General features: G+C 58.4%; 8 protein-coding genes. 5 read left to right on the plus strand and 3 right to left on the minus strand.

What is annotated here, in order from left to right:
* Window positions 1–61 precede the first annotated feature (61 nt).
* The 3 genes from AC3WJU_RS05665 (at window position 62) to AC3WJU_RS05675 (ending at window position 4,575) form a co-directional block, all read left to right on the plus strand.
* The gene (locus AC3WJU_RS05665; RefSeq protein WP_306962691.1) at window positions 62–472 is read left to right on the plus strand and encodes a hypothetical protein; all 411 of its coding nucleotides are present in this window, start codon (window positions 62–64) and stop codon (window positions 470–472) included.
* A gap of 79 nt (window positions 473–551) precedes the next feature.
* Window positions 552–1,607 (plus strand): matrixin family metalloprotease, encoded by a 1,056-nt coding sequence (locus AC3WJU_RS05670; protein ID WP_492259359.1) that lies wholly within the window; start codon window positions 552–554, stop codon window positions 1,605–1,607.
* A gap of 589 nt (window positions 1,608–2,196) precedes the next feature.
* On the plus strand, window positions 2,197–4,575 hold the full coding sequence (locus AC3WJU_RS05675; protein WP_492259360.1) for a hypothetical protein: 2,379 nt from the start codon (window positions 2,197–2,199) through the stop codon (window positions 4,573–4,575).
* A gap of 215 nt (window positions 4,576–4,790) precedes the next feature.
* On the opposite strand, the gene AC3WJU_RS05680 is transcribed toward AC3WJU_RS05675, so the two are convergent.
* Window positions 4,791–5,174, minus strand: coding sequence for a ParB family protein (locus AC3WJU_RS05680; RefSeq protein ID WP_492259361.1), 384 nt, complete (start codon window positions 5,172–5,174; stop codon window positions 4,791–4,793).
* 142 nt (window positions 5,175–5,316) lie between these two features.
* Between AC3WJU_RS05680 and AC3WJU_RS05685 the strand changes: the two genes are divergently transcribed.
* Window positions 5,317–5,601 carry a helix-turn-helix domain-containing protein gene (locus tag AC3WJU_RS05685; RefSeq protein WP_492259362.1) on the plus strand — a complete coding sequence of 95 codons (285 nt, stop codon included), beginning with the start codon at window positions 5,317–5,319 and terminating at the stop codon, window positions 5,599–5,601.
* 126 nt (window positions 5,602–5,727) lie between these two features.
* Window positions 5,728–8,919: a hypothetical protein gene (locus AC3WJU_RS05690; protein WP_492259363.1), complete on the plus strand. Its 3,192-nt coding sequence runs from the start codon at window positions 5,728–5,730 to the stop codon at window positions 8,917–8,919.
* A 158-nt stretch (window positions 8,920–9,077) separates the two neighbouring features.
* On the opposite strand, the gene AC3WJU_RS05695 is transcribed toward AC3WJU_RS05690, so the two are convergent.
* Window positions 9,078–12,569, minus strand: a complete 3,492-nt coding sequence (locus tag AC3WJU_RS05695) for an SIR2 family protein (protein WP_492259364.1) — start codon at window positions 12,567–12,569, stop codon at window positions 9,078–9,080.
* 144 nt (window positions 12,570–12,713) lie between these two features.
* Window positions 12,714–13,424, minus strand: a complete 711-nt coding sequence (locus tag AC3WJU_RS05700; protein ID WP_492259365.1) for an SDR family NAD(P)-dependent oxidoreductase — start codon at window positions 13,422–13,424, stop codon at window positions 12,714–12,716.
* Window positions 13,425–13,436: the final 12 nt, after the last annotated feature.

Consider the following 13,436-nt stretch of genomic DNA (forward strand, 5'->3'; position numbering starts at 1 on the left):
GGTTCGACATTCTTGGTTCACTAGCAAGAAACGCACTTTGCAACGCGGATCGGGGCGCCTCATGGATGATCGTCGCACGGCCTTCACTGTTGCATTCCCCGAAGCGAGGAAATACAGAGCCGTCAGGATCATGTCGGGAGTTTTCTTCCTCCTGTTCTGGATCCTGTCGGGTGTCACCTTGTTCGGGTCGGCTGAACTTCCCAAATGGCCTCTGTTCATCGTCGCGGGAATCGCGGTGGCTTTCTCTTTCGGGTTGTCCACGTACGAGAAACGGAAGTGGAAGGGGCTTGCTCTCATCTTCAACCGCAGATTCGCCGATGAGTTCACAGCGCACACCGAGTGCGACTACCCGCAGGATGTGGACATCTTGAGCGTCCAACGGTCCATCGCCGTCCGAAGGCTCGACGGGTCCGTCTTGCTCTGGGGCGTGAGCCGGTCCAAGGATGGATTCAGAGTATTTCCGATGACCTAAGAGCGCGCGTTGTTCCGAAGGCCCTTGATGTGGTCCGGAATATGGGATGTCTGTTCGGGACGGGGGATAAACTCTGACGATGGGGGATTCGAGGGACAACGAAGGCATCTTCGGGGAGGTCACCGGAGGCTCGGCATCTGGGCCACGGAAAGTGCCGGAACGTATTCCGCTGTGGAAGCTCGAAGAAATGCTGGGAGAAGGTACGCCGACGCCGACTGCCTGGCGCGAAGCAGCTGATCCTACCCCGCGACCCAAGAAACTGCGGCGGGTTGCTAGAGCTGCTTCGATCGTCGCCGGGATTGTTGTGCTTCTGGCTGGGCTCTATTTCGTAGGCCCCTTTGTGCCCGGGCTGAACGGACTTGGTGGACTAAATGGCATCGCCAATCCGGGTGCGATCGGGCCCTTGGCACCCGGCGGTCCTGCAGCCGGCGCGGCGGCGCTCCAGGCAAAGGATCATCCACCGGCGGGTATCGGGGAAAACCCGAGCCCCCTTGGTCAGCCTGCACCGCTGACCGTGACCAGCAAGTCATACGCCTTCCTGCAGAAGGGTGAGGACGGCAGTCCGGTCACCTATGATCCGTGCCGGGCGATCCATTACGTCACCCGCCCCGACAACTCACCGGCAGTCGGCCCCGAGCTCATCCAGGAAGCTGTCACTGCGATCTCCCACGCAACTGGACTGACCTTCGTCAACGACGGCGACACGACCGAGGCTCCGTCCGCGGGCCATCGGTCATATCAGAAGGATCGGTACGGGGACCGTTGGGCTCCGGTGCTCATCGCCTGGGAGACCCACGCCGAACAACCGAAATTCACGAATCCCGCGCAAGGGGAAACTGTCATGGGCCTGGGAGGCAGCGAAGCTGTCAGCTTTGGGAATACCGGCTTCACCTACGTCAGCGGGCAGGTGGAGCTGAACGGCCCTGCACTCCAACGGATGTCGGCGGAACTCGGAACGGAACAGGTGAGGGCTGTGATCGAGCACGAGCTCGGTCACGTGGTTGGCCTGGACCATGCCAACGACCCTAGCCAGATCATGAATCCCTCGGAGACCCCAGGAGTGGTTTCGTTCGGCGCCGGCGACCTCACCGGGCTCTCCCTCGTTGGCCAAGGAAAGTGCCAGCCCACTTTGTAGGGGAGCGGGACAGGCACGCTCTATCCTACGATGCGCTCCTTGACCCCCATTTGCTGCCGAACGCGTCGATTGCTCCTTGCAAGAGGGTCTGGATTGCATGAGGGCCGCCGTCGGGATTTGAGAGATCCCGGATGGTCAATGCAGCGGTCCGCGCTGCTACAAACCGAGGTCTTTGACCGCGGTGACCCAGTTGTGGGCGATCGCATTCTGGGCAGCTGACAGGGTGACCTTGTGGGTGCAGATGGCCTTGTGCAGAGTGTTCTCCACCGCGTCTTTCGGGTTCGTGGTGCCCGTGGCGCTCGCCTTGTTCGGATCTAGAAGTGTCGTGAGTTCTGGGATCGGGAATGCTTCATTCCCGATCCCAGAACAGCAAGGTGGCACACGCGTGGGCTAAACGCGTGATTCAGCACGCTAAGCAGCCAAGCTCAGCCCCCCCAGCGGGAGCATCGCCGGGGACCTTCTGGTCTCGCTGTTGGCTGTACATTGCTTAAGGCAGCGCCCTGAGGGGTGTGTTTGACGCGCATGAAGTCGGGAACAGTGCTTTCCATGCTTGGCTGTACGAATAGCCAGATTGGGAAGACAGGACGAGATGAAGATTCTGCTGGATGACGAGACGCTCAAGGGGCCGCAGGCAGTGCGGATCACGATTCGTCCGGAGCGGATTGCCGTTCCGGTGGACTCCGCGGCCGCTCTGATAAGAGCGATTACCTTTGAATGCCAGCTCTGGGGAGGAGCCAACACGCCGTTGCTTCCTGCTTCGCAGGCGGGCGAATTGGCAAAGCCTTACTTGGATATCCTGGCGGGCAGTGCTGTAGAAGGTGTTCGCGGCATGGAGGGCTTTGGCCTATTCAACTTGCGCGAAGGTCGGGTCAGCGTCCGGATGCGTCCCCATGGGGACGAGATGGACGGATTCGGTCGACAGCTGGTCGCTGCTCTTCTGCCCTACCATAGCCAGCAGGAGTACAAGCCGGTTGACGTTGTTCAGTTGGTCGACGGTGATCCTTGGAGGGGCATATACGCGGCCTGTCTGGGGCTACTCCCTGATAGGCCGGACCGCCATGTCCTTCGCCATGGGCGGCTGATTGACACCGTAACGTTTGAGGACTTTGTCAACATCCGGAGGCAGGAGGCCGTAGGTTCGCTCAGTGACCTGATCGAGCGGATGGTTGACGACACGTGCAGCACACCTCGTCAGTTGTCTATGATCCACCTCCAATCGGAACACAACGGAAGTTACGGCATCGGGGCTGAATCTGGCGTCTTGCCGGAACCGAATTTCCCCCGGCGAGATGCTGGGCCGAATGTGTTGGTAGTTTGTTCAGGCGATAACGTCGAAGACCTCGCCCTCTTGTGGAATCTTCGGTCGGCTCACGGTGATTACCATCCGCTACCAGTCGGAATTCCACTGGAACAGCTCCGACCCGACACAATTCAGGCTCTCGTCGGTCAGCATCACATTTCGGAATACGGCATTTCTGCCCGGCATGTATATGTGACAAGTGCCAGCATCGAGCCAAGGGAGCTCTCAAGAATTTTGGGGGACTCGGGATCTCGAGAGTTCCGCGTGGTCGATTCCAAAAGCCTTCTGACGCTTGGCAGCCCTGCGGGCTGGGCGCGCGACGACGTTGTCGTATGGGCCGACGGTAAGGCGAGCTTCGTACCGTTGCCGACTGGGAGCAAGGAGGAACTGATTGAGAATGGACATTTCGGTCGCTTGACCCGGATGCAGGCGGATCTGCGCGTTTTATCGAGTCCATTTCCTTCGGGCGATGACGTCAGGATTAGTGCCCCAAATTCCAGCTTCTATTCGGGCGCAGTTTCGTTGTCAGTCGGCAGGCGCAGGTCGGAGCCTATCGAAGTTCTGTGGCCAGGGCGGATGCTCGCCGCGCGGGCGATAGCTAGGAATCGCGGGCTTGAGATTAAAGAATCGGAACCTGGCCGTTCTGCTCGGATCGCGTTAAACGAGCTCACTGATCTGTGGGAAATATCTTTTCTCGCCCATGCTCCGCTTCTTGGTCTCCTGGAGCAGATGGCTGCGCGGAGCGGCTTTGGATGGTTGAGGCAGCGTGCGCGTGACCTAAACCGACTTGACATTGTTCCAACCGACGCCGTACCTCCGACCACCGACCAGCTGCCCGAAAGGGCTTTCGCTGATTTCAAGCGTGTGCTTGGAAACAGCCCAAAGGCCACTAAGCATTGGTTAATGTGGGCGGAACTTGCGGGACTTATCGTCAAGGGGTTCCAACTCCAATGTCCGCGCTGCAGCGCCAAACAGTGGATCCCCGTGGCCGCATTCTCGCCACCAATCATCTGCCGAGGCTGTGCAGAAGAGATGGATACCCCGTTTGGCGACAGAGTCAGCCTTGACTTCACATATCGGATATCAGAAAGGCTTCGTCGAGTCTATGAGTACGATGCGATGGGTCATTTGCTTACGATGCGGTTCTTTAATTCAGTTTTCTCGCGATTCGAAGGAAGCGACTTGATCGGCATGCATCCGGGGTTGAATATCCACAAAGAAGGCAACTCGCGCACGGAGGGGGAAGCGGACGTCTTAATGCTTTTTCAAGATGCGGCATTCGTTCCTGTAGAGGTAAAGCGCTCATTTTCCGGGGTAGTGCCATCGGAGGTTGGCAAGCTGGATTATCTCGCTAAGTTCCTCGATGCGCCGTGGAGCGCAATAGCTGTCTGCGAGTACGGCGGTGAAGCGCCCCGGGAGTTTCTGGATTTAGAAAACAGGGACACGGGGGAAGTGCCTTTCCGTCTTCTGCTGAGCTATGACAGGCTACTGGACCCGGCCCCGGTTTGGTCGCTTGGCAATGACCCGTTTGAGTGGAGCCCATTGACCCGTGAACAAATCCAAGAGCGGGAGAAATCCTTCGTCGTTAGACTTGCGCGGAGGGCCGAACAGGCGCCTTTCAATTGGCTTGCAGACGAAATGCTGAACAGGCCAAGCATGACAAGCTAGGGAGCCACGCCTCGGCTCGACTGTCGTATTGACAATTCGACACACCCAACAGTGCGGCGATGCACCCATCCGATCTAGAAAACTTTCCATCTGCCGATGCTTATGGTTGTAACCTCGACAGTATGGGTAAGACGGTTGCGGATACAGTACAAAAGTCTTGACCCCTTTTGGGGCGTCCGGACGAATCTTCAGTGGCCGCAGTATTGCTTACTGAGTCAGCTTCGGAGCGGCGCACCTTTTGGTATCTGACCGGTTTCAACATCGGGCCACGGTCTCCCGTCGTTGTACAACTTCTCAAGTCGTTCAACTTCCCGTCGAACGGCCTCACAGATGAAGGCCGACAACGATGGCCTTCGCTCCATCGGCTGGGTGGCTACAAATGCCGCTCGCATCCGCTTACCATCCATTGTCGACTGGTAGAAGCTGACCTTGGGCTTCGGCTGTGTCGTGTCTTCACTCGTCTGGCTGAGTCCGGGAGTGCCGGTTAGGTTTTGGCCACGATCCAGCCCTTCAGCCATCGGGCAGATGACAATTGCGAGCCACGTTTCATCGGTTACTGCAGTCATTTCTTCTTCATTCTGGCTGATTGGATGCTTCATTTGATGCGTTGAATGCGTCACGTCGAGGATCGCCGCGCCTGCTTCCGTGGACTCACCAGGCAGGGTGAGTCTCCAACGCCCACTTAAAGATTCCCATACATGTATGTGGAGCCCAAGGCGCTGTAGCCGCAAGGCTCGATTAGTGACACTTGAAAACGCTAGGCTTGCAGCTTGGACGACCTATGCCCGGAAACTTGGTGTTAACCTGCTGCAGGCCCGGATCGAAAAGAACATCAGCCAGGAGAAGCTGGCATATCAGGCTGGCATCTCAGCCTTCACCTACCAGAAGTACGAAAAAGGTCAATCCAAACCCGGTACTCCGATGAACCCCCGATTGGTTACCATCGTTGCGCTAAGCCAAGCCCTGGACGTTCCCTTGTGGGACCTCCTCCCCGATGGTGTTCCCGACATGACCATCGGGCGCTAGCGAACCCCAGCAAATCATCGTGTGAATTGCTTCTCTAACGAGTTGTGTTCCTGGGCAGTTGTTCTCCACACGAGCCGACCGGACGTCAGTGCCGCCGCAGATCAGCGCTCGGGTTAGTCTTGGCAGATGGTCGAAGATCAGGGGGCGTCGTCGAACGCTGATTTGGGGAATTGGACGTCGATGCGTGAGATTCCGGACGCGCAGACGCTTCTCGCGGGCCCGAATCGTGTGACCCCTGCGCCAATTGATCCACTCTTGCCGCGTCTGCCAACAGACGGAATGGATTGGCCGGACTTTGAGCGTTTGCTTGTCCGGATGAGTCGTGAGGTGGAAGGACTTCGTGACGTGCGCTTGTACGGAACGTCTGGTCAAGCCCAGCACGGGATTGACGTGGTCGGGCGCGCCCCAGACGGGTCGATCGTGGCCATGCAGGCCAAGAGATATCAGACTTTTGGTTCTGAAGATTTACGGCTGGCGGTCCGCAAGTACATCGAAGGAGAACTTCCATTCAAACTGGCGCGTCTGATCATAGTTGCCGCATGCCAAGCGAACCGGACTGAAATCACGAATGAGATGGTCGCGCTCACTGCCACCTTTGCTCCCCTCCTCATCGAGTTCTGGGACAAGTCTCAAATTTCAGACATGCTGCGGTACAGATCAGACGTTGTCACCGAATTTTTCGGTGAGGCCACTGCGTCGGCTTTTTGTCTTCCACATAGCTATCACGTGGAGCCACCAAGACTCGAAGACCGTGTAGCGGTTGCCGACGCGGTCTTACACGGTCCCGCAGAATCAAGTGGGGCGAAACTGTCAATCGATCGTGCTACTGCACTTGAGGAACGAGACCCTGAACAGTCCGCAATCCTACTGCTAGCGGCGTCCGAGGCGCTCAAACTATCTGGATTTACAGCCCAGGCCGAAGTTCTAATACCGCGTCTAGCGGGCCTTTACGCCAAGGCCGGCCGCGCCGCGGAAGGGGCGCAGATGTTGAGCAACTACTTTTGGAAGAACATTGCCCAGGGTGATGACAACCTCGCCCGGCTCACGGCAACTAAGTTGACCGACATGCTCGCGGGACTGCCAGCGCCCGGTTCGGGCGACGAAACTGACTACTCTTCTGGATCCTCATTCGTCTTCGAGCTAGCGAATATTTGCTCGATCGCTCTGGATGTAGTCATGAATCCGCATGGCGATCTGCCCCAGCAAGCCGTAGATCTTCTCTGCGCCAGCGGCAATTGTTTATCGGAACGCGGACGCCTCGCCGTGCTGATCTGTGAGACCGCGCGAGCCGATGACGCACATGAGTGGATTGACGGCAATCGGGACTCCTTGGAATCCGTCCTTGCACAGTTGCCTCTGGGCGACCAGCTTCTAAGGACACGGCTTCGGATCTTACTAGCCGAACAAGATGGCGACTGGCACGAACTTATCCAGGATGCCCGTCTCCGGCGCCTGCCGAGGACCCACAGGGCTTTGATATTTGCACGCCGAGGGCGGTTCCTTGCCCAGACTGGAAACTTTGACGAATCGGACCCAGATTGGGCCGATGCAGTCGAGCACGCCTGCCTCTTGGGTTATTACGAAGACGCAGCACATTGGCTGCGCAGCCGCTGGTTACTTCGGACTCGTTACCAAGGATCATTTCAAGGTCTTGAGGAGGTACATGCTGTCGCCACAGGCCTAATGGAGAACGCCGGGTCGGCAAGCCTTCTACCTCGAAAGCGAAACGCACGCGAAATCGGACTCGTACACGTCGCGAAGGGGGAGTTGCGGCCGGCGGTTTTTGCTTTTCGACGATACTTGCGAGATGCCATTTCTAGCTCAAGCTGGCAGGAGGAGACCGACGCCAGAGAACTTCTTGCCTCGGTTTACGCCGAGGCGGGCGACTTGCCGCTTGCCGCAAAGCAGTACTTGCTGGCCGGCGCGGTGGACGACGCGAAGAAGATCGCTGATGCCCTAGGTGATGACTACGTTGACGTGTACGCCTACTGCGCCCGAGGGCCGTATTGGACGAGGGCTAGTGCTTTTGGCTTTTCCGGCGTTCAGGCCGATCTGACACCGACCCACAATGTTCGCAGGGTGGCTGCGGAAGCGTTGGACGTCTTATGGCAATCGAAGGCGGGATCACTACAAGATACGCGGCTATACGGTCCCTCCGTCTACAGAATGGCGTTAGAGTGCCTGTCGGAGTTCGCGCCCAGACTCGACCTTGATCAGCGTAGTGACTTACTTGCCCACCTTGAGGAGCTCGTTCAAAGCCACCCGGACAGCTTTTGGTACACAAATGATCACTTGATCAAAGCCCTCGTCGAGATCGGTAAAGACTCCGCGCAACTCAGTGCACGTGCAGTAGACATCCTTCTCCGAATTCTGACGTTTGCGCACGCACAGAACCGCGTCCTCGCATACGCCAATGAAGTCTTTATCCAGCACAGAGATGCGGTCGAAGAACGCCTCAATATTTTGGCCGACGTCGGTAATTTAGCCGCCGCACGCATGCTCGGAATGATCGAAACTGGTGCGTCGGAAACCCGACTCAAACAAACCCGTGATGCCGCTTCGCGCCTAAAAGAACCAAGCCAGAGCGATGCCAGCCACTACGGAGTGGGCACAAGCGCTATCTCGGATTCGCTCCAATGTAGGACGCTTCCGGCGCTTGAACGACTTGCGATTATCCGCTCCCAACTTGAGCGTTCGCGCAGTGAGTACGAGCCAGGCATCAACAAGGAGCAATATCTGATTGCCGCTGCAAACCTTGCAAGCGATCTTGGGTCCGTGAACCAATCGGCACTCTTCGAAGAAGCGATCATCTTTGCTCTCGAAGCCAAACCCTCGAAGGCGGACATCGAAGCCGAATTGTGGCAGCATCCTTTCAGCGCAATGAGGATGGACCTCGGCACCAGCAACGTAACCGCCGCAGCAACATGGTTATGTGCGATCTTGGCTCAGGCCGACGATGAGAAGGCCCGTGTCCGAAGCCTCGCCGTCTCTCAGCTAGCTAGCGGGCACGGGACATGGAACTTGGTCCAAGCGCTCCAAATCGTCGGCCTCGCCAATTCGTCACAGGAACTGCCCTGGCTCGCCACCCTCGGCTGGGAATGCAGGGCTCTGGCGGCCTATTTTTGGTGTGAAGAAGATGAACCCCATCTGAAACTCGGCCTTCGGCTCGCGCGCGATCCTGATCGGCGGGTACGACGAACACTCGCCATGCATCTGAACGAAGAAAATGTCCACCATATCGAAGTAGCTACCGTCCTCGCATCCGACCCGAGACATAGCGTTAGAAGCGCGTTGCGACCCCAAAGGGCTGAGGCCTGAGGACGGCATCACGTCGCCGACGTTGCCAGACAGTCTCGCCGTGCAGAAGTATCAGATCAAATCCTCTAACTGGCCCGAATCGGGACAACGAAGGGTTCCGCCAGAACCCTTGAAGGTTCCGTCGTACGTTTGAACAAACTGGCGTTATCTGATGGATTTTAATGCCCGTCGTCTGACCAGTACCGGGCTTCGTCGATTCCGAGTCTGAGAGCCTCTTGGACCAGCGGGCCGACGTCCGGACGGGGGATGACAGTGCTGAGCTTCTGAACGACCTCCCTTAGGAACATCCAATTTGTCAGGTGGGACGCGTCACGGAGCAAATGGTCAAGAAATGTGATCCAGTCAGCCGGGCAATCGGAGAGGTCGATCTGGGTCAACTGGTAAAGGAGGTTGCCGGATAGCTCAATGTTTCCTGGGCACTGCGTTGCGAGGGCGATGGCCGCGCGCCTGTGATTGACCAGATATGAAACCCATTCGGCCATCGCGGAGGCTTCTTCGATCGGCACAGCGGCAGTGGTGACTCGCCGTGTCCAATAGACGCCGATCCAGCGGGACCATTCCTCATTTGCGGTTGCGATGTCGAGCTTGCTGAGTAGTCTCGCCACATTCCGGGCCCACTGGACCCGGATCGCTAACTGCGACCTCTGGAAGCGTTGGAGCCATTCTATTGGGTCGGCACTTGAGAACATCGCGATCCACGCCAGATGATAGGCAAGCCGGGGTCGAAGCCTTTCCGAGCCGAAGGCATCGGTCTCCGCCGCGGCAAGGTAGCCTGGCAAAAGCCGAGCTACCAAGGTGTCAGCAGGACGAGCACCCTCGAGGAACCCGCTCCAGGCCAATTTCATCCGGTCACAATCCTCGTGGGCCATAAACAAGGGAAGCAGACTTTTCTCTGTCCATTTAGGGTCAGCGCCATGGAAGAAATGCAGCTCCGATGCAAGGACGACTAAGGCATCATCGGACTTGGCACCAGGGGCGACTAACAGGTCGTCGAAGGCGCTTAGAAGGCGCCCGGTGAGGCCGACCCACTTGTCGTCTGCCTGCCGCCAGTCGTGGGAGAGGGCGCGAATCCAGAACTCGGCAAGCCTTCCGGCGGCGCTGTTGAGAGCGTGCATGAAAAGATCGTCCCCATCATATGGGAGTGGTGAGCCGAGGGCGCCCCAAACGGCTTCGGCGAGGGCGCGGGCAGCGTCGATAGTGTGCCATTCGGTGGATGCCCCATCCCGGACGCCGGAGGCCAGCAACCAGGAAATCTGGACCCCGAAAGTCTTCAGATCGAGGTTGCGGAGTTCCCCGAGGACGATTAGGGCAGTCTCAGAACTGATCGAAGCATCAGCCCACCCCTCAATTACGTAGGGCACAGCCAGTGGCATCCGCTCTACAAGCACGGGAAGCAAATCAATACCATCTTCTGGATACTGTGCCGTGCACTGTTCGAGAATCCGGAACGTTTCCTCGGCCCTGGGACCGGCCTCTGCGGCGATGCTCGCTACGAGCCGGTCCACGATACCGAGAATGTCGGACTGAAGGCATTTGTGGATCTCGTCCACGGTGAACGGAGAAACAGGGTCGAACGGGTTTTGAGCTACACCGGATTTCCCCGCAGGCGTCATTTCCGGCGCCCACCCCGGGTGCTTTTCCTTGAGATCGGCGAACGCTTTGGTGATCGGCGGCACGCTTGGGGCGGCCTGCGCAAGCTGGCCTACGAGGTCGAATCGACGCCTTTCATTGCGCTCGGGGCTTGAGGTGGCATCGTCAGGCCCATTGAGCGCCTCTCTGAGGATGAGGTCGACACTTTCGGGGTCGGCTCCCGGAAGGGCGGCTTGTAGAAGGCGATTTATCTCGTACCCGATTCCACGGCGATAGAGCCATCGGCGGCCGGCTAGCCAGGAGATCTTCCGCGAAGGAGACTGATCTGCGCGCTGAAGCCAGCCGTGGAGTGCGAGCCGGACAAGGATCGTTTCGGCGGCGTCCGCCCATGCGTCCAAGTACCGCTCTGCAAGGGCAAGTTGAGAATCCAGTGCGTGGGAAAGGAGATCTCGGGCAGCATCAATCAGAAGGTCGAGTGCATCGCGAGCTGAATCGTTGATGGTCTCAATGGCAACCCTCTTGTAGCTCAGCCTGTCAAAGGTGAAGCCCGGATTCGCTGCCTCGCTCATGCGGTGCGCCGTGCGCAGATGGTGGTCGACGATGGCCAGCATTTCTGGTAATCGCACCTGCGCGAGACTTTTGACATGTAGGGTCCATGCGAGGGTGAGCTGCATTTCGGAGCCTCGGAGAAGGACGTCGAACTGAGGACTCTGCCCTGAAACAAAAGTGGGCATAGGGACGAGCCGGGGTTTCGTCAGGTGGTCGAAAAGCAAGAGGGCTGTGTCTGCATTGTCGCTCCAGTCCAGGCTGGCCACCAGGGTCGTCAGGAAATCGCCGGGGTCGTGAAGAGTTCCTGGATCCCATTCAATCAGCAGGACAACCCATGGTCTGAGCCATGTGGGAACACCGTGGTTTGTAAGGCTGCTAACGCATACCGCATGGGTGATCGTGCGCCACGTCGTGGGTGACCACAAGCGCTGGCGCATTACCTCAAGAGCCTCTGTGGAATGTTCCTCTTCGGCGACGAACTCCCAAGCGATCCAGTTTGCAAGCGCTCTGCCGAGCCTCTCATCGGCGCCCCAGCCCGACAGTTGGGCGAACTCCGGCCGGTTGAGTGCCCAGCGAAGCCAATCGATTCCCTTTGCGGCATCTGTGAAATATTTGACCCTCGTTGGATCCGCGAAGGTCTCCTCGAGGTAGGAGACCTCTTCGGGTACCACCGGGACTCCTGCTGAGACGATTTCCGCGACGCGATCTGCGTGCTGAAGTAGATTCATCGACGCCAGCAGTGCCCACTTCTCGAGCATTACGGGAAGGGCCTCGTGAGAGTCGCCTGTCAGCTGGTAGCCGACCGGCGTGATGCCCCAAGTCCGCCAGTCGGGATCGTCGGGCCAAGGCGTGAGGGCAAAACGGGCTGCGTCCCGCCCCAATGCTCTGGCGAAATACTGCATCACCACGTCCTTGTGGCTGTAGCCAATAAACAGCACCACCCTGGACCTAAACATGCGCTCAAGGAACCGGGCCGCCCAGGCATCATGCAGATACGCTGCACCGAAGTCCTTGTCTGTCAGGACGAGCTGGCGGGCCTCTTGGTCCAGGCTTCCATGCAGGTAGACAAGGCCATCGAAGTCGTCGCCCATTGGCAGTGCAGGAGCTCTGTATTCGAGCATCCGGACTTGCCGTTCGGCCAGCGCCGTGCTTAGATGGCGGTCAAAATTTGTGGTCACGACCCTTGCCGTCGGGCACGTCGCCGCGAGTGTTGCGATTGCGCGGTGCAGGCGGTTTGGGGCAGAACCCACCGGACTCAATAGTGCCGCAGCGAGGTCGCGGACTTTAATGCCTTCATCTTCGAGCCGGCCTAGATACAGGTCGGGACGGTCCAGATCGGCCTTGGTCACATGCCGTTGGGCAGACTCCGCGACTTCCTTGGTCAGGTGGCCAAAATTCGGAAGGCAGGATGGCTCGTCCATTGAGGCGCCCGCGCCAACGAAGAGAACGAGTTCACCGGCGCGGCCTGCCTCGATCAGCTCGCGCGGAACATCGGCATCTCCAATCCACATGCGTTGAATCTACCGCCCCCGGCAAAGATGAGCTGCTTTTCCTAGGCGGGGCATCCCTAAGTGCGACCCTCGACGAATCCCATGACTAGCCTGATCGGCAGAGGTGTTGCGACATCAACTCCGAAGTTTCGTCATGTGGACGGCCTACTGAGCCAGGTATCCTCCGTCGACCAAAAGCTCGCTGCCGGTTACAAAGGAGGATTCGTCGCTAGCGAGGTAGACGACGGCGTGGGCGATGTCAGCAGGGGTTCCGCCGCGCTTCATGGGCGTGCTAGCGATGAAAGCCTCGTTGAGTTCGGCGGCTTGTGATGCCGTCATGGGCGTGGCGATCCAGCCGGGCAGAACGGCGTTCGAGCGGATTTGTTCGCCGGCGTAAGTGATCGCGGCGTTGCGGCTAATGCCGAGCACTGCTGCTTTGCTCGCCTGGTAGGCGGCAAGGTTCGGTACGGCCCGTGATCCGAACATCGAGGAGATATTGACGATCGATCCGTGGCCGGCCTCGCGCATCGACGGGACGACTGCTTTGATCCCTAGGTAGGTCCCTAGCTGATTCACGCTGACGATCCGGTCCCACTCTGCACGGTCGAGTTCGTCGAGTGCCTTGAATCCGGTCGTTCCGGCGTTGTTGACCAAGATATTGATCGGGCCGAACTCGGACGAGATATCTTCGACGAGGGACATCCATTCATGCTCGTCGGTCACGTCCAGATGGCGCTCGAACTGCGTGGAACCAGTGATGGACAGATCCGCAGCGATGGCGACTGCCCCCTGACGTCGGATCTCCTCGACGATGCCTGCGCCGATGCCACTTGCGCCGCCCGTGACGATGGCAACTTTCCGATTGAGCCTGTTCATATGGTTTTCTTC

Source organism: Arthrobacter sp. FW306-1B-F12A (genome assembly GCF_058781865.1).

Excerpts from the sequence above, each read along its gene's own strand:
- AC3WJU_RS05665 (WP_306962691.1), top strand. The coding sequence starts at position 62 with ATGGATGATCGTCGCACGGCCTTCACTGTTGCATTCCCCGAAGCGAGG.
- AC3WJU_RS05670 (WP_492259359.1), top strand. The coding sequence starts at position 552 with ATGGGGGATTCGAGGGACAACGAAGGCATCTTCGGGGAGGTCACCGGA.
- AC3WJU_RS05675 (WP_492259360.1), top strand. The coding sequence starts at position 2,197 with ATGAAGATTCTGCTGGATGACGAGACGCTCAAGGGGCCGCAGGCAGTG.
- AC3WJU_RS05680 (WP_492259361.1), bottom strand. The coding sequence starts at position 5,174 with ATGAAGCATCCAATCAGCCAGAATGAAGAAGAAATGACTGCAGTAACC.
- AC3WJU_RS05690 (WP_492259363.1), top strand. The coding sequence starts at position 5,728 with ATGGTCGAAGATCAGGGGGCGTCGTCGAACGCTGATTTGGGGAATTGG.
- AC3WJU_RS05695 (WP_492259364.1), bottom strand. The coding sequence starts at position 12,569 with ATGTGGATTGGAGATGCCGATGTTCCGCGCGAGCTGATCGAGGCAGGC.
- AC3WJU_RS05700 (WP_492259365.1), bottom strand. The coding sequence starts at position 13,424 with ATGAACAGGCTCAATCGGAAAGTTGCCATCGTCACGGGCGGCGCAAGT.